General features: G+C 60.4%; 24 protein-coding genes. 15 read left to right on the plus strand and 9 right to left on the minus strand.

The window, feature by feature from the left end; translation table 11 throughout:
• Positions 1-9: 9 nt before the first annotated feature.
• From kynB to LHAB_RS08580, 4 genes are all read right to left on the minus strand, one after another.
• Complete coding sequence (gene kynB, locus LHAB_RS08565) at positions 10-636, minus strand: arylformamidase (protein WP_090045391.1); 627 nt, start codon at positions 634-636, stop codon at positions 10-12.
• A gap of 68 nt (positions 637-704) precedes the next feature.
• On the minus strand, positions 705-1,013 hold the full coding sequence (locus LHAB_RS08570; RefSeq protein WP_090045393.1) for a YkgJ family cysteine cluster protein: 309 nt from the start codon (positions 1,011-1,013) through the stop codon (positions 705-707).
• 60 nt (positions 1,014-1,073) lie between these two features.
• The gene (gene argF, locus LHAB_RS08575) at positions 1,074-2,012 is read right to left on the minus strand and encodes an ornithine carbamoyltransferase (protein WP_090045395.1); all 939 of its coding nucleotides are present in this window, start codon (positions 2,010-2,012) and stop codon (positions 1,074-1,076) included.
• On the minus strand, positions 2,009-3,211 hold the full coding sequence (locus tag LHAB_RS08580; RefSeq protein ID WP_090045397.1) for an aspartate aminotransferase family protein: 1,203 nt from the start codon (positions 3,209-3,211) through the stop codon (positions 2,009-2,011). Before LHAB_RS08580 ends, argF begins: the two co-directional genes overlap by 4 nt.
• Positions 3,212-3,414: 203 nt before the next feature.
• Here LHAB_RS08580 and LHAB_RS08585 point away from each other — a divergent pair, with 203 nt between their 5' ends.
• Positions 3,415-3,735, plus strand: coding sequence for a DUF3579 domain-containing protein (locus LHAB_RS08585; RefSeq protein ID WP_090045399.1), 321 nt, complete (start codon positions 3,415-3,417; stop codon positions 3,733-3,735).
• 293 nt (positions 3,736-4,028) lie between these two features.
• On the opposite strand, the gene rpsT is transcribed toward LHAB_RS08585, so the two are convergent.
• Positions 4,029-4,331 (minus strand): 30S ribosomal protein S20, encoded by a 303-nt coding sequence (gene rpsT / locus LHAB_RS08590; protein ID WP_090045401.1) that lies wholly within the window; start codon positions 4,329-4,331, stop codon positions 4,029-4,031.
• Between the two features lie 153 nt (positions 4,332-4,484).
• On the opposite strand from rpsT, the gene murJ reads away from it, so the two are divergent.
• Positions 4,485-6,050 carry a murein biosynthesis integral membrane protein MurJ gene (gene murJ, locus LHAB_RS08595; RefSeq protein WP_090045403.1) on the plus strand — a complete coding sequence of 522 codons (1,566 nt, stop codon included), beginning with the start codon at positions 4,485-4,487 and terminating at the stop codon, positions 6,048-6,050.
• An 18-nt stretch (positions 6,051-6,068) separates the two neighbouring features.
• On the plus strand, positions 6,069-6,929 hold the full coding sequence (locus LHAB_RS08600; RefSeq protein ID WP_090045405.1) for a SirB1 family protein: 861 nt from the start codon (positions 6,069-6,071) through the stop codon (positions 6,927-6,929).
• Positions 6,930-7,009: 80 nt separating this feature from the next.
• Here LHAB_RS08600 and purM read toward each other — a convergent pair whose 3' ends face one another.
• Positions 7,010-8,062, minus strand: a complete 1,053-nt coding sequence (gene purM / locus LHAB_RS08605) for a phosphoribosylformylglycinamidine cyclo-ligase (protein WP_090045407.1) — start codon at positions 8,060-8,062, stop codon at positions 7,010-7,012.
• Positions 8,063-8,191: 129 nt separating this feature from the next.
• On the opposite strand from purM, the gene LHAB_RS08610 reads away from it, so the two are divergent.
• From LHAB_RS08610 to LHAB_RS08645, 8 genes are all read left to right on the plus strand, one after another.
• Positions 8,192-9,307: an AI-2E family transporter gene (locus tag LHAB_RS08610; RefSeq protein ID WP_228763387.1), complete on the plus strand. Its 1,116-nt coding sequence runs from the start codon at positions 8,192-8,194 to the stop codon at positions 9,305-9,307.
• Positions 9,304-9,990 carry a DnaA regulatory inactivator Hda gene (hda, locus tag LHAB_RS08615; RefSeq protein ID WP_090045410.1) on the plus strand — a complete coding sequence of 229 codons (687 nt, stop codon included), beginning with the start codon at positions 9,304-9,306 and terminating at the stop codon, positions 9,988-9,990. Before LHAB_RS08610 ends, hda begins: the two co-directional genes overlap by 4 nt.
• A complete protein-coding gene (locus LHAB_RS08620; RefSeq protein ID WP_090045412.1) occupies positions 9,987-10,655 on the plus strand; it encodes a histidinol-phosphatase in 669 nt (222 codons plus the stop codon). Before hda ends, LHAB_RS08620 begins: the two co-directional genes overlap by 4 nt.
• Positions 10,652-12,208, plus strand: coding sequence for a polynucleotide adenylyltransferase PcnB (pcnB, locus tag LHAB_RS08625; RefSeq protein ID WP_090045414.1), 1,557 nt, complete (start codon positions 10,652-10,654; stop codon positions 12,206-12,208). Before LHAB_RS08620 ends, pcnB begins: the two co-directional genes overlap by 4 nt.
• 29 nt (positions 12,209-12,237) lie before the next feature.
• On the plus strand, positions 12,238-12,711 hold the full coding sequence (gene folK / locus LHAB_RS08630; protein ID WP_090045417.1) for a 2-amino-4-hydroxy-6-hydroxymethyldihydropteridine diphosphokinase: 474 nt from the start codon (positions 12,238-12,240) through the stop codon (positions 12,709-12,711).
• Positions 12,712-12,713: 2 nt separating this feature from the next.
• Complete coding sequence (locus LHAB_RS08635) at positions 12,714-13,076, plus strand: DMT family protein (RefSeq protein WP_090045419.1); 363 nt, start codon at positions 12,714-12,716, stop codon at positions 13,074-13,076.
• 96 nt (positions 13,077-13,172) lie between these two features.
• Entirely contained in the window at positions 13,173-13,820 is a 648-nt protein-coding gene (locus LHAB_RS08640) for a DUF47 domain-containing protein (protein ID WP_090045421.1), read from the plus strand.
• 21 nt (positions 13,821-13,841) lie between these two features.
• Positions 13,842-14,855 (plus strand): inorganic phosphate transporter, encoded by a 1,014-nt coding sequence (locus LHAB_RS08645; protein ID WP_090045423.1) that lies wholly within the window; start codon positions 13,842-13,844, stop codon positions 14,853-14,855.
• Between the two features lie 79 nt (positions 14,856-14,934).
• Here the strand turns inward: LHAB_RS08645 and LHAB_RS08650 are convergent, their stop codons facing one another.
• Both LHAB_RS08650 and LHAB_RS08655 read right to left on the minus strand, forming a co-directional pair.
• Positions 14,935-15,381: a TM2 domain-containing protein gene (locus LHAB_RS08650; protein WP_090045425.1), complete on the minus strand. Its 447-nt coding sequence runs from the start codon at positions 15,379-15,381 to the stop codon at positions 14,935-14,937.
• A gap of 7 nt (positions 15,382-15,388) precedes the next feature.
• A complete protein-coding gene (locus tag LHAB_RS08655) occupies positions 15,389-15,910 on the minus strand; it encodes a GNAT family N-acetyltransferase (RefSeq protein ID WP_090045427.1) in 522 nt (173 codons plus the stop codon).
• A gap of 137 nt (positions 15,911-16,047) precedes the next feature.
• Here LHAB_RS08655 and rpsP point away from each other — a divergent pair, with 137 nt between their 5' ends.
• The 4 genes from rpsP (at position 16,048) to rplS (ending at position 18,253) form a co-directional block, all read left to right on the plus strand.
• A complete protein-coding gene (gene rpsP / locus LHAB_RS08660; RefSeq protein WP_090045429.1) occupies positions 16,048-16,299 on the plus strand; it encodes a 30S ribosomal protein S16 in 252 nt (83 codons plus the stop codon).
• A 16-nt stretch (positions 16,300-16,315) separates the two neighbouring features.
• Positions 16,316-16,927 carry a ribosome maturation factor RimM gene (gene rimM, locus LHAB_RS08665; protein WP_090045431.1) on the plus strand — a complete coding sequence of 204 codons (612 nt, stop codon included), beginning with the start codon at positions 16,316-16,318 and terminating at the stop codon, positions 16,925-16,927.
• Between the two features lie 28 nt (positions 16,928-16,955).
• Positions 16,956-17,753: a tRNA (guanosine(37)-N1)-methyltransferase TrmD gene (gene trmD, locus LHAB_RS08670; RefSeq protein ID WP_090045433.1), complete on the plus strand. Its 798-nt coding sequence runs from the start codon at positions 16,956-16,958 to the stop codon at positions 17,751-17,753.
• 116 nt (positions 17,754-17,869) lie between these two features.
• Entirely contained in the window at positions 17,870-18,253 is a 384-nt protein-coding gene (gene rplS / locus LHAB_RS08675; RefSeq protein ID WP_090045435.1) for a 50S ribosomal protein L19, read from the plus strand.
• A gap of 184 nt (positions 18,254-18,437) precedes the next feature.
• On the opposite strand, the gene LHAB_RS08680 is transcribed toward rplS, so the two are convergent.
• Complete coding sequence (locus tag LHAB_RS08680) at positions 18,438-20,525, minus strand: DEAD/DEAH box helicase (RefSeq protein WP_090045437.1); 2,088 nt, start codon at positions 20,523-20,525, stop codon at positions 18,438-18,440.
• Between the last annotated feature and the right edge of the window lie 191 nt (positions 20,526-20,716).

Below are 20,716 nucleotides of genomic sequence, written 5' to 3' on the forward strand. Positions count from 1 at the left end.
AAGTGGTGCTCAAAGTTCGCGCAAGACTGCCCGCACGGGGCTGGCGTCGGCGCTCATGAGCTTGAGGGGCAGGGCGATCAGCTCGTAATCGCCCTCGGGCACGTCATCGAGCAGCAGGTTTTCCAGCACGCGCAGGCCGCGCTGGCGAATGACTTGGTGGCTGGGCAAGGCTTTGCTGTCGGCCGGGTCGATGCTGGCGCTGTCGGTGCCGATCAGCAGCACACCCAGGTCGGCCAGGCGCTGCACGCAGGTGGCGTCAAATCCGGTGAGCTGGGTGTCGAACTGCGCGAGTGGAAATTGGCGGTAAGTGCGCACCAGCACGCGTGGTGGCAGATCGGACAGGGCGTGCTGCAAGTGCGCAAGGGTGATGAGCGGGCTGGCGTTGAGCGCATGGATGACGCGGCAGTGGCCTAAGAATGGGGTCAGGTCGAGTGCGCCCACGGCCAAGCCCTGCGGGTCGTAATGCAGCGGCGCATCGGCATGCGCGCCCACATGCGGGGAGAGGGTGATGGAACTCACATTGACGGGACAGTTCTCCGTCAGCGTGGCGGCCCATTTCTGGGTGTAAGGCGTGTCGCCCGGAAACACGGGGCTTTGTGTGTCAACAGGCGGGGAAATATCCCAAAGTCTTTTCATGGTGTGCGAAGGTAGCACCCTACAAAAAACCGTGGTGTCGGTTATTTCCAACACCCGGAAAAAAGACTTCAGGGGTTCAGTGCAGGCAGGCCGTGGCGGCGGCGGGCTTGTTCGCAGGCGGGGCTGCCTTCTTCAAACTCCCGACAGGGCGAGGGCCGCCATTCGTAAATGCCGCAAATTGCTTTTTCGCCTGTCTTGCCATAGAGCGCGGCGCAGCGCGGCGGGCTGTGGTCGGTGCCGCGCATGCGGCAGGTGTGCTCGGTGAGGGGTGAAGCCAAGCCTGCCGGCACAGCGCCGCCACCTTCTTCGTATTCGCAGATGGAAAAATCCACGCGGAAGCTCACGCAGCAAGCGCCGCAACTGGTGCAGGAAGACATGGTGTGAAGATCGCGCTGGTTCCCGGATCCAGTCCGGTGTGAGAGGTCGAGGGTGACCGATCAGCCTTCGACGCGGCCGAGCAACAAAAACTCCATGAGTGCTTTTTGCACATGCATGCGATTTTCGGCTTCGTCCCAGACGACCGATTGCGGGCCGTCGATGACTTCGGCGCTGACTTCTTCACCCCGGTGCGCGGGCAAGCAGTGCATGAACAGGGCATCGGGCTTGGCCACTTGCATCATGGCTTCGTCCACGCACCAGTCGGCGAAGGCTTTCTTGCGGGCTTCGTTTTCGGCCTCAAACCCCATGCTGGTCCACACGTCGGTGGTGACCAGGTCAGCGCCTCGGCAGGCGTCTTCGGGGTCTTTGAAAATCTTGTAGCTGTCGGTGCTGCGCAAACCGGCCACGGCTTGGTCCACCTCGTAGCCGCTGGGGGTGCTCAGGTGCACCGTGAAGCCTAGCAACTCGGCCGCCTGCAGCCAGGTGTTGGCCATGTTGTTGCCGTCGCCCACCCAAGCGACCACTTTGCCGGTCATCGATCCACGGTGCTCGATGAAGGTGAAGATGTCGGCCAGGATCTGGCAGGGGTGGAACTCGTTCGTGAGGCCGTTGATGACCGGCACACGCGAGTGCGAGGCAAAGCGCTCGATTTTGTCATGGCCATAGGTGCGGATCATGACCAGATCGGTCATGCGGCTGATGACTCGGGCGCTGTCTTCGATGGGCTCGGAGCGGCCCAGCTGACTGTCGCCCGTGGTCAGGTGCACCACCGAGCCGCCCAGCTGGTACATGCCCGCTTCAAAGCTCACGCGGGTGCGGGTGCTGGCTTTTTCAAAGATCATCGCCAGCGTGCGGTCGGCCAGCGGGTGGTATTTTTCGTAGGCCTTGAACTTGCGCTTGATCTCGGCGGCGCGGGCAAACACATGCGCATACTCGGTGGCCGTCAGGTCGGTGAACTGCAGGTAGTGCCGCACGGGCACAGGTGGGGTCTGGCTCATGCGGGCTCCGCCAAAAAGGTTTTGATCAGGGGCGCCAAAATGGCGACCACTTCGTCGGCTTCGGCTTCGGTCATGATGAGCGGCGGCACCAGGCGGATCACGCTGTCGGCCGTCACGCTCAGCAGCAGACCGGCTTCGGCAGCCCGTGTCCAAATGGCGCCGCAAGGGCGGTCCAGTTCAATGCCCAGCATCAGACCCTGGCCGCGCACTTCTTTCACGCCTTGCACACCCGCCAGAGCCTTATCCAGCGCACCGCGCAAATGCGTACCGACTTTGGCCGCGTTGGCCATCAGGCCGTCTTTTTCCATGATGCGGATGGTCTCAACCCCCGCACGCATGGCCAGCGGGTTGCCGCCAAAAGTGGTGCCGTGGTTGCCGGGCTGGAAGATGTGGGCGGCCTTGGGGCCTGCCACCACTGCGCCAATCGGCACACCCGAGCCCAGACCCTTGGCCAGCGGCATAACGTCGGGCACGATGCCCGCCCATTGGTGGGCAAACCACTTGCCCGTACGGCCCATGCCGCACTGCACCTCGTCGATCATCAACAGCCAGTCTTTTTGGTCGCACAGGGCGCGCACTTGCTGCAGGTATTCGATGCGCATCGGGTTGATGCCGCCTTCGCCCTGGATGGTTTCCATGAACACCGCCACCACATTGGGGTTGCCTTCGGTGGCTTTTTTCAGGGCATCTATGTCGTTGACCGGCACGCGCACAAAGCCTTCGAGCATGGGGCCGAAGCCTTTTTTCAGCTTTTCGTTGGCCGTGGCGCTCAAGGTGGCGATGCTGCGGCCGTGAAAAGCTTTTTCGTAAACCACGATCTCGGGCTTATCGATGCCCTTGTCGTGGCCGTATTTGCGCGCCAGCTTGATGGCTGCCTCATTGGCCTCCAGGCCCGTGCAGCAGAAAAACACATTCGTCATGCCCGACAACTCCACCAGCTTGGCCGCCAGCACTTCGGCGTTGGGCACATGGAAGTAGTTGCAGCTGTGGATCATCTTGCTGACTTGGTCCTGCAGTGCGGGCACCAAATCGGGATGGTTGTGGCCCAAAGTGTTCACGGCGATGCCTGCGAGCGCATCCAGGTAGGGCTTGCCATTGACGTCCCAGACTCGGCAACCCTGACCATGGCTGAGTGCGATCGGCAGTCGGCCATAGGTGTTCATGGTGTGCGGTGAGGCGGCTTCAATGTGAGCGGACATGCGTGAACTCCTGAAATAAAAAGCGGCCCAATGGTGAGGGGCCGTTGAAGGAATATTTTAGAGGCTTTGTCTGACCCTCAGAAGCCATCATTCGCAAACGCCAGCGGTCACAAGCCACAAGTCTTATATAAGATACAATACTGGTCTAACGAAAGCAGTGGTGATCCCGGTGCTTTTGGTGTTCACTTCACCCCCTCTATCCGATGGTCTCCAACACTGCCAAAGAAGTCTTTATCCAAGGCATCACCGAGGATGGAAAGACATTCAGGCCCAGCGACTGGGCTGAACGTTTGGCGGGCGTGATGAGCCAGTTCCGACCCGGCGGCGCTGTGCCGGGCAGCCACTTGAGTTATTCACCTTGGTGCGTCCCCACCACCATGGGCCATGTGAAATGCGTGGTGGTGCACCATGACCTGCGCGATCACGATGTGATGGCCTGGGATTTTGTGATGAATTTCGCCAGAGACAATGGCCTGCAAGTGGCAGAAGCTTGCTTGCTGCCTGAGCCGCCCCCCAAAAAGTAAGACTCAAGAACTGACCGCCCAAGGGCGGTTTTTTATTGCCAGCGCGATTTGATTCGATAGGTTGCGGTGAACCACGCTGAGTTGGGGCCATCGCCGGGTGACGACTTCTACGAGCGAAGCGAGTCATGAGGAGCCTGGCGATGGCCCGAACTCAGCCTCCGCCAATCTGCCCACAGGACATGAAAAAACCGCCAAGGTTTGCACCTGGGCGGTTCAGTTTTCGCGGACAGCGCACCCGTTTCAAACGGCAGCGAGGACCAAGCCTCGCCGGGCTGTTGATCTGGTGGAGCGGATCAGGCTGCGGCGAGAGCCAAAGTCTTGACTTTGGCGCTCAGGCGGCTCTTGTCACGAGCAGCCTTGTTCTTGTGGAAGATGCCCTTGTCGGCAATGGTGTCCACCACGGTTTGCATCTTGGCAAACAACTCGGTGGCTTTGGTTTTGTCGCCTGCTGCAACGGCTTTTTCGACGTTTTTCACAGCAGTGCGGTATTTGGAGCGCAGCGAAGAGTTCGCAGCGTTGATTTTGATGTCTTGGCGGACGCGTTTACGGCCAGAAGCAAGACGGGGATTTTTCTTTTTGGGTTTAGCGGATGCCATATAGAGGTTCTTTCAGTGTCTGAGGATGATGTCCAGCGAACCCAACATTCTAGCAGAGCCGCTGCAGGTATTTGAGGGACCCCGTCGGGCGGGCGCCCTGTCTAAACAATGCGCCCAATTGGGGCATTCAGCGGACCGCTACACTCGCCCACTGTGAGCCTTCTTCGATCTGCCTCTGTCGTGTCGATTTTTACCCTGGTCTCCCGGGTGACGGGTTTGGCGCGCGAGCTGCTGATCGCTTCCATGTTCGGGGCCAGCGCCTTGACCGACGCCTTCAATGTGGCCTTTCGCATTCCCAATTTGTTTCGGCGGCTGTTTGCCGAAGGCGCGTTCAGCCAGGCTTTTGTGCCGGTGCTGGCGGCCAGTCGGGCCCAGCATGGGGACGAGGCCACGCGCGAGGTGATTGACAGCGTGGCCACGGCCCTGGCCTGGACGGTGTTGGCTTTGTCGGTCTTGGGTGTGCTGGCCTCGCCCTGGTTGGTCTGGGCGCTGGCCAGTGGCTTGCAGCAAGATGCCCGGGGTTACGGCGCAGCGGTCCAGATGACACGCTGGATGTTCCCCTACATCGCTTTCATGTCCCTGGTGGCCTTGTCGGCCGGTATCTTGAACACTTGGAAGCGTTTTGCTGTGCCAGCGGCCACGCCCGTGCTGCTGAATGTCAGCGTGATCGCCGCGGCCTGGCTCTTGTCGCCCTGGCTGGCCAAGCAAGGTGTTGAGGCCATTTATGCCTTGCCCGTGGGTGTGATGCTGGGCGGCTTTTTGCAGTTGGCGCTCCAAATTCCGGCCTTGGCCAGCTTGGGTTTGCTGCCCCGCCTTGGCTTGCGGCCCCGCGCCATCCAAAAGGCCTGGACCAACCCAGCCACCTTGAACATCCTGCGCCTGATGGGCCCGGCTTTGCTGGGGGTTGGTGTGGCACAAATTTCCTTGCTCATCAACACGCAGATCGCCTCGCACCTGGCTCCGGGCAGTGTGAGTTGGCTGACCTATGCAGACCGTTTGATGGAGTTCCCGACGGCCATTTTGGGCGTGGCGCTCGGGGCAGTCCTGATGCCGCAGCTGGCGGCCGCCAAAGCCACGGGCGACAGCGAGCGTTATGCGGCCATGCTCGATTGGGGTTTGCGTCTGGTGCTGATGCTGGCCTTGCCGTGTGCGGCGGCTTTGTTGGTTTTTTCGCAGCCCCTGGTGTCGGTGCTCTACCACTACGGTGCATTCACCGAACGCGATGTGCAACAAACCACGTTGGCCTTGACGGGCTATGGTGTGGGCTTGCTGGGCTTGGTGGCCATCAAGGTGCTGGCGCCGGGTTATTACGCCAGCCAGGATATCCGCACGCCTGTGCGGATTGCCGTGGTGGTGCTGGTGCTCACCCAAATCCTCAATGTGCTGCTGGTGCCGTATTTGGCCCATGCCGGCTTGGCGCTGTCCATTGGTTTGGGTGCATTGGTCAATGCCTTGTGGCTGCTGGTCGGCCTTATGCGCCGGGGCAGTTACAAGCCCCAACCTGGCTGGTGGCGCTTTGGCTTGCAGGTGCTGCTGGCCACGGGCTTGTTGACGGGTTTGCTGTGGTTCGCTGCGGTCCAATTGCCGTGGGTGGCCATGCGCCAAGAGGCTTGGCTGCGCATCGGCTGGATGGGCCTTGTTTTGCTGGGCTCGGGTGTGCTGTATTTCGGGGTGTTGTGGGCCACGGGTCTGCGGCTCAGAACCTTTCTCAAACGCTGACGAGTCGCCCTATCAGTCATGCTGTTGAATTTGTCATCACCCACCCCGCTCAGTTACTTTGCCAGTCTCGTGCAAAGTGATGAACATTTCCCGTTGCTGGAGGCTGCAGCCAGCTTGGCACAGGACGAAGAGCCCAGTTTGGACGTGCAGCATGTGCTGGACGATGTGGCGCGTTTGCTGCGCCGGGTTCATGCGCGTTTGCCTGAAGACGCCGATGACCTGACCCGGCTGGCCATCTTGACCCAAGTTTTCTACCAAGATTTGGGGTTTGGGGCCAATGCCAATGATTTCTACGCACCCGAAAACAGCTACCTCCATGAGGTTCTGCGCACACGCCGGGGCATCCCGATTTCTTTGGCGGTGCTGTGGCTGGAATTGGCGCAGGCCTTGGGACTGAACGCGCAGGGTATTTCCTTCCCTGGCCACTTTTTGGTGAAAGTCACGCTGAAGGATGGCTTGGTGGTCCTGGACCCGCTCACGGGCGAATCTTTGGGGCTGGACACTTTGTCTGAAAGATTGAGCCCATTCCGAGACCCCGTTGACCAGACCGCATCAGCCGACTTGGACGAGGGCGAAACCCCCTTGGGTTTGTATTTGCAAGCTTGTCCGCCCCGAGATGTATTGGCCCGTATGCTGCGCAATTTGAAAGAAATTTTCCGATCGCAAGAGGACTGGCCGCGCATGCTGCAAGTGCTTGACCGGCTGGTGATTTTGTTGCCAGAGGTCTGGACCGAAAGGCGCGACCGGGGTCTGGTGCATGCCGAACTGGGGCATGTGCATGAGGCGCTGCAAGATTTACAGGTGTATTTGGACGCCGAACCTTTGGCACCCGATATCTCAGCGCTGAAAAATCGGGTGTCTGAACTGTCTGCGCTTTGAAGGCTTGAGCAGGCTTGGAGCCAAGGTCAGTGGGTGGGCCCGAGGCGATGGGGCCCAGTACGCAAGGGCACAAAAGCCTTTTAGGCGACCACGACCTGAGCCCCTTCGCCTTGGACAGCAATGCGGCCGATCGTGTAAACCTGCTCTCCGGAAGCGCGCAAGGTTGCCGCGCAGCGCTCGGCTTCGGCCGCGTCCACCACCACCACCATGCCGATGCCGTTGTTGAAAGTGCGGTTCATCTCGATGTCGTCGATGCCAGCGGTGGCTTGCAGCCAGGCAAACAGCTCGGTCTGGGGCCAACTGCCTTTTTGCAGGTGGGCAGCCAGGCCATCGGGCAGTACGCGGGGGATGTTTTCCAGCAAGCCGCCACCGGTGATGTGGGCCAGGGCCTTGATGCCAGAGGAATGTTCTGTGTTCGGGTGCTGGGCCAGTGCGGCCAGCACATTCAGCACGTAAAGGCGGGTGGGCGCCATCAGGGCTTGCTTGAAGGGCTGGCCGTCCAGGGTTGCAGGGGCATTGCTGCCCGCGCGCTCGATGCACTTGCGCACCAGACTGAAACCGTTGGAATGCACGCCGCTCGACGCCAAGCCCAGCACCACGTCTCCGGCTTTCACGTTCTGACCCGTGAGGATTTTGGATTTTTCGACCGCACCGACCGCAAAGCCAGCCAAGTCGTATTCGCCTGCAGGGTACATGCCAGGCATCTCTGCCGTTTCGCCACCAATCAGGGCGCAACCCGACATTTCGCAGCCCTTGGCAATGCCGCCGATCACGGCGGCTGCCGTGTCCACATCGAGCTTGCCGCAGGCAAAGTAATCGAGGAAGAAAAGGGGCTCGGCCCCTTGCACCAACACGTCGTTCACGCTCATGGCCACCAAGTCAATGCCCACGGTGTCGTGCATGTTCCATTCAAAGGCCAATTTGAGTTTGGTGCCCACGCCGTCTGTGCCGCTCACCAGCACCGGCTCTTTGTAGCGCTTGGGCACTTCAAACAAGGCACCAAAACCGCCGATGCCGGCCAGCACGCCCTCGCGCATGGTTTTTTTGGCCAGGGGTTTGATGCGCTCGACCAGCGCGTCGCCCGCAACGATGTCGACGCCAGCGTCTTTGTAGGAAAGAGGGGTTTGAGTCATGGTTTGGGCCCGAATAGGGCTTGTGAATGGGGAGAGGGCCAATAAACGGGCTGGCAGACTAAAATCAGGGCTTATTTTAAGGGTTAGCCCTGAGCGCACGGGCCAGACCCCGGCAACACAAGAGACCGCATGCAAGCCCCTCTTCCATTTTTCATGACCCGACTGGCCGCCTGGCTGGGCCTGGCCTTGGTCGCCGTGCTGGTTTTCTGGCTGTTGGCACCGGTGCTGGCCCCGTTCGTCATTGCGGCGGTCATGGCCTATGTCCTGCACCCCTTGGTGCTCAAGCTGGAGGGCGTGGCCAGTGGGCGTTTGCCGCGTGCGCTGGCCGTGGTGCTGGTGGAGGCGCTGGCCTTGCTGGCCCTTTTGGGTTTGTTTTTGTTGCTGGTGCCAATTTTGGTGCGCGAATGGCCTCTGTTGCAGCAACAACTGCCCTTGCTGCTGGACCGCCTGGGCGATGCCATCAACCCCTTGTTGGCCCAGTTGGGGCTGAATGTCTCGCTGGATCTGGCCGACCTGAAAAAGCAGCTGGTGACTTATCTGAGCGCCAACCGTGAAGACTGGTGGGCGCCACTCATGTCCTCGCTCAAATTGGGCGGAAGCGTGGCTTTGGCCTTGGCGGGTTATTCGGTGCTCGTGCCCGTGGCCTTGTTTTACATGCTGTACGACTGGACGCGGCTGGTCAACAGCGTGCTCGAGTTGGTGCCACCGGCCTGGCGCGAGCGATTTGACAGTTTCATGCACGACTGCGACGAGGTGTTGGGCGAGTACCTGCGCGGGCAAATGTTGGTGATGCTGGCTTTGGCCGTGTTTTATTCGCTGGGGCTGACTTTGTTCGGTCTGGACCTGGCCCTGCCCATCGGTGTGTTCACCGGGCTGGCCGTGTTTGTGCCCTACCTGGGCTTTGGCCTCGGTCTGGTGCTGGCACTGTTGGCCGGTTTGCTGCAGTTGGCGCCGTCGCAGGCCTTGCTGATGGTGGCCGTGGTTTATGGCTTAGGGCAGTTGATTGAAAGCTTTGTGCTCACGCCCCGTCTGGTGGGCGAGCGCATCGGCTTGCACCCATTGGCCGTTATTTTGGCCTTGATGGTCTTTGGCCAGCTGCTGGGTTTTGTGGGCGTGCTGATCGCCTTGCCCGCCAGTGCGGTCTTGCTGGTGGGCTTGCGCCGTTTGCGTGCGCAATACCTGCAAAGTGATCTGTACCGGAAAAGCGGCTCGGGTGCCCTTGAACAAGGACCCGATCAGGCATGAAGCAACTGGCTTTGGACATTGGCTTGGCCACGATCCCCACGTTGGACAATTTTTTTGCGGGCCCCAACGCAGCCGCACTGATTCATCTGCGTTTGTGGACCGCTTCGTCCAGCCGCTCCCCCGTGCCCAGCTATTTGTGGGGCGAGAGCGGTTCGGGCAAAACCCATCTGTTGCAAGCCGTGCACCATGCGCTGCAAGAGCAGGGCGCACAGGTGGGCTGGCTGGACGCCCACCGCATGGACCCGCCTGAGTTCAACGACGATTGGGCCGCCGTGCTGATGGACGATGTGCACCTGTACAACGCCGAGCAGCAGCACACCGCCTTCAACTGGTTTGTCAACGCCCTCACGCCTCGCAGCGGTCTGCCGCGCTGGGTCTTGGCCGCAGGGGCCTTGCCTCCAGCCGACCTGAAACTGCGCGACGACTTGCGCAGCCGCTTGGGGTGGGGCCACATCGACGCGTTGCAGGTGCTCGGCGAGTCCGAGCGTCGGGCAGTGCTGCGCCAAGAGGCCGATGCCCGGGGCCTGTTTTTGAGCGACGAGGTCATGTCGTACATGCTCAAGCGCTTTTCGCGTGATTTGGGCAGCCTGATGCAGCTGCTCGACCACCTGGACCACTACGCCTTGCAAACGCAGCGTGCCCTGACCATTCCCCTGGTGCGCGCGATGCTGGAGAACGAATGAAACTCGCCCTGTTCGACTTGGACCACACCTTGCTGCCGCTGGACTCTGATCACACTTGGGGCGTGTTCACGACCGAAATGGGTTGGACCGACCCGGCAGTTTTCAGCCAGCGCAACGATGAGTTTTATACCCATTACCAAGCGGGCACGCTGGACATTCATGACTACGTGCGCTTTGCCACCCGCGCCGCCCGCGAACGCGGCGCGGCCCAGGCCGCCCAGGCGCACGCCCGGTACATGGATGAAGTGATACGCCCGCGCATCACGCCCGAGGCGCTGGCGCTGGTACGATCGCACCAGCACGCGGGTGACACGGTCATGATCGTGACCGCCACCAACGAGTTTGTGACCCGCCCGATTGCCCTGGCCTTCGGGGTGAGCGAGTTGATTGCTGTCGATCTTGAACGCGATGCCACTGGCTGGATCACCGGCGAGATCCGGGGCACCCCGTCGTTTCGAGAAGGTAAAGTCACCCGGGTCGCGCAGTGGTTGGGCCAAAAAGGCCTGGACTGGAGTGATGTGGAGATGACCTTCTACTCGGACTCCATGAACGACCTGCCCCTTCTGGAAAAAGCCCACCATCCGGTGGCAACGAACCCTGACGCTCGGTTGCGTCAATTGGCCACAGAGCGTGGCTGGCGCATCCTCGACCTCTTTCAAGAATGATCAAACAATTCATCGACAAGCTGATGGGCAAAGCGCCCCAAAGTACCAAACCCCATTTTGGCCGCCGCACCGAGGTGCCCGCGTCTGTCCACGGCATCGACCCAGGCTTGGTCGACGAGCGCGCCATCAACGTGACCCGCACCTTGCAGCAAGCTGGGTTTGAGGCCTACATCGTGGGCGGCGCCGTGCGCGACCTGCTGCTGGGCCTGCGTCCCAAAGATTTTGATGTGGCCACCGATGCCACGCCCGAGCAGGTCAAGGGCCTGTTTCGCCGCGCTTTCATCATCGGTCGGCGCTTTCGCATCGTGCACGTCGTCTATGGCCGCGGCCGCGACAACGAGGTGATCGAGGTCTCCACCTTCCGCGCGCACTTGGACAACGTGGCCGCAGAGCAGGTCAAGGGCAATGAGCGCACCAGCAAACGCCAGCTCGAGGGCATGCAGCATGCGGTCGATTCATCGGGCCGTGTGCTGCGCGACAACGTCTGGGGCCCGCAAGACGAAGACGCCACGCGCCGCGACTTCACAGTCAATGCCATGTACTACGACCCCGAGTCGCAAACCGTGGTGGATTACCACGGCGGCATCCAGGATTCCAAAAAGCGCATCCTGCGCATGATCGGTGACCCGGTGGCACGCTACCGCGAAGACCCGGTGCGCATCATCCGCGCGGTGCGTTTTGCGGCCAAGCTCAACCCCTTGGGTTTCAAGCTCGAAGCCAAGACCGCCAAGCCCCTGACGCAGTCGGCCACTTTGCTGGCCGATGTGCCGCAAAGCCGATTGTTTGACGAGATGCTCAAGCTGCTGCAGACCGGTCATGCCTTGGCGTCGATCGAACAGCTCAAAAAGTTGGGACTGGCCACCGGGATTTATCCCTTGCTGGACGTCGTCGTGGAACGAGCCGACAGTGCTTTTGTACAAGTCGCTTTGGCCGATACCGACCGCCGTGTGGGTGAGGGCAAGCCCGTTGCCCCCAGTTTCTTGTTGGCCTGTGTGTTGTGGGCCGATGTGCGTGAAGGTTGGGCCAAACGCCTGGCGCGCAAAGAGCACCCGCACCCCGCTTTGCAGGATGCGATTGACGAAGTCTTCGATGCGCGCATCGGCGATGTGTCCGGGCGCGGCAAGCTGGCCGCTGACATGCGCGAGATCTGGATGATGCAGCCGCGCTTTGAAAAGCGGGTGGGCAGCACACCGTTTGGTCTGGTGGAGCAGCCACGCTTTCGCGCAGGTTTTGACTTTTTGCGTTTGCGTGCGGACATCGAAGAAGTGGACATTCGCTTGGCCGACTGGTGGCAAGAGTTCAGCATGGCCAGCGATTCAGAGCGTGAAGACTTGGTGCATGCGGCCAAGGCCGAGCAGCAAGCCTCCCAAACGGCCAAGCCCCGCGTGCGCCGGGCACCTCGGCCCGAAGGCGCATCCGCCTCGCCAGCCGAGAGCCGCCCTGCAGCGGAGGCTGACAGTGCCGACGAGGGTGCGGCCAAAAAACGACGCCGTCGTCGCCGCAAGCCCGGAGCTTCTGGCGATCAGGCGGGCGACGGCGGCAGTGCCGCTTGAATCTGTGATCTGAACGGCCAGGGGCGATCTTGCGAGACCCAGTCACCGCCTATGTGGCCTTGGGCGCGAATTTGGGTGATGCCCGCAGCGCTGTGCTGCAGGCTTTTGAGACACTGGCCTCTTGGCCCGAGATGCAAGTCACAGGCCGCTCAGCGCTTTACCGCACAGCGCCCCATGAAGCCCATGGGCCCGACTTCATCAACGCGGTGGCCCGCATCGACACGCGGTTGAACGCCCCCGATTTGCTGGACACTTTGCTCGCCATCGAGCGCCAGGCGGGCCGCATGCGACCCTACGTGAATGCACCGCGCAGCTTGGACCTGGACTTGCTTTTTTATGGCCATGCCAGCATGCACAGCCCCCGCTTGACTTTGCCCCACCCGCGCTGGCGCGATCGGGCTTTTGTGCTGGTCCCCTTGGCCGATGTGTGGCCGCAGCGTGTGGCCCCTGAAGACCTTGCCCGCGTGGTGGGCCAGGCCATTGAACGTGATGGCGCGGTGTGACCATGACATTTTTCAACAGCTTGCCCGTGCCATTGCAGACCATCTTGCTTTTGCTGGCCAGCAACGTGTTCATGACCTTGGCCTGGTATGGGCACCTGCGCAACATGGCCACAGCCCCTTGGTATGCCGCGGCTTTTGTGAGTTGGGGCATAGCCTTGTTGGAATACTTGTTCCAAGTGCCTGCCAACCGCATCGGTTACACCCAGTTCAGCGTGGCGCAGCTCAAGATCATGCAAGAAGTCATTACTTTGAGTGTGTTTGTGCCTTTTGCGCTTTTTTATCTGAAAGAGCCGTTCAAGCTTGACTACCTGTGGGCGGCTTTGTGCATGGTGGGCGCGGTTTATTTCATTTTCAGAAGCCCCTGATTCGCTCGGTCGAAATTCCTGTATTTCGTACGGTTAAACTCGCCGCTGTCACGCTATTGTCACATTTGACTTTGTCCCGTTATCAGGAGCTTTTCTATGCTGTTTGGCAAATTGCTGCCCAAAGAAGGCAACTTCTTCGAACTCTTCAACCAACACGCAGACCGCATTGTCGAGGCGGCGCGCGCTTTCTCCAACTTGGTGGCCAATTACAACGATGTTCACCTGCGGGAAAAGTACAACCGTGATGTGGACAACGCCGAGCACGCTGCTGACCGCGTGACCCAGGAGGTGAACCGCCTGATCCACACCACTTTTATCACCCCGATCGACCGTGAGCAAATTCACGCCCTCATCAACCTGATGGACGACGTGGCCGATCTGATTCAGGACTCGGCCGAAACCATGGCGTTGTATGACGTAAGGCACATGACCGAAGAAATTACCCGGCTGACCGATTTATCGGTCAAGTGCTGTGAGCGCGTCCAAGATGCGGTCAAGTTGTTGGTCAAAATTGGTGAACCCTCTGTGGCCGAGGCTGCCTTGAAGACCTGTGAAGAGATCGACCGCTTGGAGTCCGACGCGGACCGTGTGATGCGCAGCGCCATGAGCAAGTTGTTCCGAGATGAACCTGATGTGCGCGAGATCATCAAGCTCAAGGCCATTTACGAATTGTTGGAAACCATCACCGACAAGTGCGAAGACGTGGCCAACCAGATCGAGGGCATCGTCCTCGAAAACTCCTGATCCGAAACGGGAATCCTGAACATGGAAACCGTACAAGCCGCCTTGTGGGTGGTGATCTTGCTGGTCGCCCTGGCGCTCATTTTTGACTTCATGAACGGCTTTCACGACGCCGCCAATTCGATCGCGACTGTGGTGTCGACGGGCGTGCTCAAGCCGGGGCAAGCCGTGGTGTTTGCCGCCTTCTTCAACTTCATCGCCATTTTTGTCTTCCACCTGAGCGTGGCCGCCACGGTGGGCAAAGGCATTGTCCAGCCCGGCGTGGTCGACACCCATGTGGTGTTTGGTGCGCTGATGGGGGCCATTACCTGGAACATCATCACTTGGTATTACGGCATTCCCAGCAGTTCCTCACATGCCTTGATCGGGGGAATTGTGGGGGCTGTCATCGCCAAGGCCGGTGCCACAGCACTGATTTCGACGGGTATCCTGAAAACCGTGGCATTTATTTTTGTCTCACCCTTGCTTGGCTTTCTGCTGGGTTCCTTGATGATGGTGGCGGTGGCGCATCTTTTCAGACGATCCAGGCCCTCGAAAGTGGATAAATGGTTCCGGCGCTTGCAATTGGTCTCGGCTGGGGCTTATAGCTTGGGGCATGGCGGTAACGATGCGCAGAAAACAATCGGCATCATTTGGTTGCTTTTGATCGCCACAGGCTACGCCACTTCGGCCGATGCCGCCCCACCAGGATGGGTCATCGTCAGCTGTTACCTCGCGATTGGTTTGGGCACCATGTTTGGCGGCTGGCGCATCGTCAAAACCATGGGCCAAAAAATCACCAAACTCAAACCTGTGGGCGGCTTTTGCGCCGAAACGGGCGGTGCCATGACCTTGTTTTTGGCCACTTCACTGGGTATTCCGGTCTCGACCACGCACACCATCACAGGCGCTATTGTGGGCGTAGGCTCGACCCAGCGGGCCAGTGCCGTGCGCTGGGGCGTGGCGGGCAACATTGTTTGGGCTTGGGTGCTGACCATTCCTGCCAGCGCCTTTGTGGCGGCCATCTCCTACTGGCTCAGTTTTCAAATTTTCGACTGATGGTGCGGCCCCCGGTGCCATCCGGTGATCCCCCTTCACCCAAGGCATACCCCCTGAGTGCAACACTCAGGGAGTATTTTCATTGGCTGATCAGCCGAGCCGCTTCAATTTGGTACTCAAAGTAGCGCTGAAAGCTGAAGACCAGACTGGACATCAGGACGGTGGTGCCCAGCAGCAAGGCCACGGCAATGCCAATGATCGTGCCCCATTGCGTGCGACCCGACGGTGTGAGTGCATCGGCTTGGGGGTTGAATTTGGTGTTCCATTTTTCGATGGGTGTTAGGCCATAAATGATGGCGTTCAGAGCGCAACCTGCGATGGTGAAGCCCAGCAAAGGGATGAGCATCCAGCTGATCGTGTCGTCTTGGCCAAATTGCTGTACACGCTCCAAGCCATAAAAACCGAGCGCTGTGGGGATGGGCAGCAACCAAGCCAGCGTGTCCGTCAATCCGTACAAGTAGAAACGGTGCAGACCCAATGGACCTGTCCAGAAAGCCAGCCAAGTCGCGAGTGTTTTGTTTTTCATGGGGCGATTATTGCGGAGGGCTGCTGTCACCTGCACCCAAAGGCTTTTCCATCATCACGACATCGATCCAGCGGTCGAATTTCCAGCCGCAGGACTTGAGGACACCGACGTGGCTGAAGCCCACGGCGGTGTGGACTCCAATGGAGCCCGCATTGGCCGAGTCACCGATCACGGCCAGAAATTTGCGCACGCCTGCGCGTTCGGCCTGCGCGCACAATTCGGCCAGCAGGGCGCGGCCCATGCCTTTGCGGTGGGCGTCTGACGCCAAGTAAATCGAATCTTCGGCTGAAAAGCGGTAAGCCGGACGGGGCTTGAACCAGTTGCAATAGGCAAAGCCGATGACGCGGCCTTGGTCTTCGACCACGAGATAAGGCAAGCCCTTGGACAGCACATCGGCGCGGCGGCTGGCCATCTCGGATTCGGTGGGTGGATCGATCTCGAAGGTGCCGGTGCCCGTCAGCACATGGTGGCGGTAAATGGCCGTGATGGAGGCGACGTCTTCATCGCGGCTGGGTCGGATCAGAGGCAAGGCAAGGCTCCCGATGTATAATGGTCGGCTTTTCAGTGTGTCACTGGCCGGGTGGCCAGTTGCGTGTCTCAAACGCTGAAGGATACCGGGCATCTGGGCAATTGTTCCCAAGAAGCCCAACCACCCAAGGATAAATCATGGTTGTTATTCGTCTGAACCGCGGCGGCTCTAAAGCACGTCCTTTCTTCAACATCGTCGTCGCCGACAAGCGCGTGCGTCGCGATGGACGCTTCCTCGAGCGCATCGGCTTCTACAACCCCACAGCCAAAGGCGGCGAAGAAGGTCTGCGCATCGCGCAAGACCGTTTGACTTACTGGAAGGGCGTTGGCGCCCAGGCTTCCCCCACTGTGGAGCGCCTGATCCGTCAAGCCGGCAAAGCCGCCGCCTGATTGGTTCGCACGGGTCATGCGTCCGCCTTTGGAAACAGCCGCACTGCCGGCTGACGCCATCGAAATCGGGCGCATCACCGATGCCTGGGGCATCAAAGGCTGGTTCAAGGTCTTGCCCCACAGCGCCTCGCCCGAGGCGCTTTTTTCTGCCAAAAGCTGGTTTTTGTTGCCGCCCGATCGGCCCATGAAACCCCAGCGTGGCCAAGAGGCCTCAGCCTTTGCGCAACAGACCTGGCATGAGCCTTTGCTGCTCAACATCCTCGAAGTCAAAGACCATTCCGACACCGTGGTGGCGCGTGCCCAAGGCATTGACGACCGCAATGCGTCCGAATCCTTGCGCGGGGGCCGAATTTTTGTGCCGCGCTCGAGCTTCCCGGCCGCCGCCGATGGCGAGTACTACTGGGTTGATTTGATGGGCCTGCAGGTGTTCAACCGCGAAGGTGTGGATCTGGGTCAGGTGCGCGACCTCATGTCCACCGGCCCGCAAACCGTTCTGGTCATTGAAACCGCTGCCGAGACGGAAGGCGGCAAACCTGTCGAGCGCATGATCCCGTTTGTGGCAGCTTTCATCGACGGCGTTGACTTGCCAGGCAAGCGCATCACGGTCGACTGGCAGCCCGACTACTGAGCCGCTCCGGCCGTGGAGGGCCATCCCCATGCGCTTTGACATCATCACCTTGTTTCCCGAACTGTTTGGGCCACTGTTGACCAGCGGCATCACGCGCCGTGCCTACGAAAGCGGTTTGGTGGACGTGCGTTTGTGGAATCCGCGCGACCACGCCGAAGGCCATTACCGCCGGGTGGATGACCGCTCTTTCGGCGGTGGTCCTGGCATGGTCATGCTGGCCGAGCCCTTGTTCAAATGCCTGACGGCCATTCGTGCTGATCGGCAAGAAGAAACGGCTGCACCTTTGCTGCTTTTTTCCCCGATAGGCCAGACCCTCAACCACAACGCGGTGGCCCAATGGTCGGCCAGCGCGGGTGCGGTGCTGCTGTGTGGCCGCTACGAAGGTGTGGACCAGCGGTTCATTGACCAATACGTCGACCAGCAAATCAGCTTGGGCGACTTTGTGCTCTCGGGTGGTGAAATCGCCGCCATGGCCTTGCTGGACTCGGTGGCCCGTTTGCAGCCGGGGGTGCTGGGCGACGAGGGCAGCCACCAACTCGACAGCTTCAACCCGGCGCTCGACGGTCTGCTGGACAGCCCGCACTACACCCGTCCAGAAGTCTGGCAAGGCCAGGCGGTGCCGTCTGAATTGATGTCGGGTCACCATGCGAACATCGCGCGTTGGCGGCGTGAGCAAAGCCTGCGATTGACGGCTTTGCACCGCCCCGAATTACTCGAAGATGCCCGCTTGGCCGGGGGGCTCAGTCGTCATGACGAGGCCTTTCTGAAGCAGGCTTTGGGCAGCACGCCAGGTTCGGACGAGCCTGTGCCAGCGAAAAAGCTATAATCAAGGGCTTTTCGATCCTCTACCCGCCGCGATCTGGCTCAGTCATGTGAATGCATGGCCCCTACAGAACAGAACGCCCCTTGTGTAGCGAGGCATGATCGGACGGAGTTCAAAAAATGAATTTGATTCAAACTCTTGAGCAGGAAGAAATTGCCCGTCTGGGTAAGGTAATTCCTGAGTTTTCCCCCGGCGATACCGTGATCGTCAGCGTCAACGTGGTCGAAGGTGCGCGAAAGCGTGTCCAAGCCTACGAGGGTGTTGTGATCGCCAAGCGTAACCGTGGTCTGAACAGCGGCTTCACTGTGCGCAAGATCTCCAGTGGTGAAGGTGTGGAGCGCACGTTCCAGACTTACAGCCCTGTGATCGCCAGCATTGAAGTCAAGCGCCGTGGTGATGTTCGCCGCGCCAAGCTGTACTACCTGCGTGACCGCAGCGGCAAGTCGGCACGTATCAAAGAAAAGTTGCCTCAGCGTAAAGCAGCACCAGCTGCCAAAGCGTAAAGCCTTTTCGTTCTTACGAAAAAACCGCCCGGGTTTGCGCCCAGGGCGGTTTTTTTATGGGCGCTTCAAAAGGTGCATCTGTTTCGGTGCATCCGTTTCGCCCCGCCATGAAAAAAGGCCTTGCCGGTGGGGGCAAGACCTTCGAATGTGATCTTGAAGTCCTGGGTTGACCCCAGGAAAACAATCAACCGCGCGTGATTTTCAGAACGCGAGTGCCGCCACGCTTGCCTGCAGGGCCTTCGCCTGCGGCGTGGGGCTTGAAGTTGCCGGCACCAAACTGTTTAGGGCCACGGGCGAACTTGTCTCCAGCACCCGCCGCGCCGCGGGGGGCAGGACGGGCGACGTTGCGGTTGTCACCACCACGGTCTTCCCAGCGGCCGCCTTGACGTGGACCGTCCTGGCGGGCATCTTGGCTCGGGGCAGGGCGGCTGTCGCCCTTGTCCCAAGGGTGCGCAGGTGCGCCACGCTGTTCAAAGCGATCACCGCCGCGGTGGTCACCGCGGGGGGCATCAAAACGACCGCCATCTTTGCGGGCATCGAAGCGGGGTTCGCTGCGCTGGTCAAAGCGGGGCTGCTCGTCGCGGAAGTTGCCACGCGGGGCGCGGTTGTCAAAGCCACCACCGTTGTCGCGGTCACGGTTGCCACCGAAGTCGCGGCCACCGGGGGCGGGACGGCCACCACGGAAACCACCGCCTGCATTGGCGTAGTTGCGCTCGCCGCCAAAGCGGTCGCCGCCACGGCCCATGGGCTTGCGCGCTTCGGGCATGCGCATTTTGGGCTCCAGGCCCGGGATCACTTCGGCCTTGAAGGGCTGGCGTGTGTAGGCCTCGATGTCACCGATTTTGCGGCGGTCGCGCATTTCGGCAAAAGTCACGGCCAAGCCATCACGGCCTGCCCGGCCAGTGCGGCCAATGCGGTGGGTGTAATCCTCGGCCTTCATCGGCAAGCCGAAGTTGAAGACGTGGGTGATGGTGGGCACGTCGATGCCGCGAGCGGCCACGTCAGTGGCCACCAAGATCTGGACTTGGCCGTTGCGCAGCGCCATCAGGCGGCGGTTGCGCATGCCTTGGCTCAGGGCACCGTGCAGGGCCACAGCCGAGAAACCATCTTGCTGCAAGTCCGCGGCCAACCCGTCGCACTCGATTTGGGTGCTCGAGAAAACGATGGCTTGGTCAATCGTCGCGTCACGCAACCAGTGGTCGAGCATCTGGCGCTTGTGTTGGGCGTTGTCGGCCCAAAACAGCACCTGCTTGATGTTGTTGTGCTTTTCCTGGGGGTTGTCGATCTGGATTTTCTGGACCGAGGAACCGCCGTCGTGCATCACACGCATGGCCAGTTGTTGAATGCGGGGCGCGAAGGTGGCGCTGAACATCATGGTTTGGCGGCGCTGGCTGGTCATGTCGTTGATGTCGGCCAGGTCGTCCGAGAAGCCCAGATCGAGCATGCGGTCGGCTTCGTCCACCACCAAAAACTGAACCTTGTCCAGCTTGATTTGCATGGAGCGTTGCAGATCGAGCAAACGGCCAGGCGTGGCCACGACCAGGTTGGCGTTTTGCAGCTTGGCGATTTGCAACTGGTAAGGGATGCCGCCGACCACGTTGGCCACGCGCAGACCGCGAGTGTGTTTGACCAACTCGATGGCGTCTTGCGCCACCTGTTGGGCCAATTCACGCGTGGGGCAGACGATCAAGGCGCCGGGTGTGGGGGCCTTGAAGTTACGTGGGTTGGTGGGGTCTTTGCGCTTGGAGCGCTTGGGGGCGGGTTCGCCCTTGGCGGCAGCATCGGCGCAGGCTTGATCGAACTCGGCGCGTTCTGCGGCTTCTTGTTCGGCCATTTGCTGGATCAGCGTGTGCAACACCGGCAGCAAGAAGGCGGCGGTTTTGCCGCTGCCGGTCTGGCTGGAGACCATCAGGTCGGTGTAGCCATTGGACTTGCCGTCCTTGGAGCCACCGGCCGTGGGCAAGGCCAGGGGAATGGCACGCAATTGCACGGCGGTGGGCTGGGTGTAGCCCAAATCGGCCACGGCTTGCACCAGCTCAGGCGCCAAGCCCAGCTCAACGAAACCGTTGGGCACGTCGGCAACGGCTTCAACTTCTTCGGTCACTTCGGCATCGACTTCAGGTGCTGCCTCTGGAGTGATTTCAGCCGCTGCGGCGACCATGATTTCAGTGGCCAGGTTGGTCGCAGCGGGCTGTGCAGTCGACTCAGTGGCGATGGATGTGATTTCGGCAGGCGACAAGTCGTCCTGCACTGTGTTCAAAGTGTCAGTCATGTGTATGTATAAAACTCGCACGGAACAACGGCCGCCAACAAAGGTGTGTTGGATGGAGCCGCAGGCACCGCTAGGTTGAAAAAACATCAACCATCAAACGGTGCTCGCGAGTGGCGCTGGGCGTGGAGCCTGGCCGCTGTGAGTGACCCTATCGTTGGGTCAAGGCATGAAGGGAGATGTATGAAACGCTG

The sequence above is a fragment of the Limnohabitans sp. 2KL-27 genome, from assembly GCF_001269345.1.
In the GTDB taxonomy this organism is placed as follows: Bacteria; Pseudomonadota; Gammaproteobacteria; order Burkholderiales; family Burkholderiaceae_C; genus Limnohabitans_A.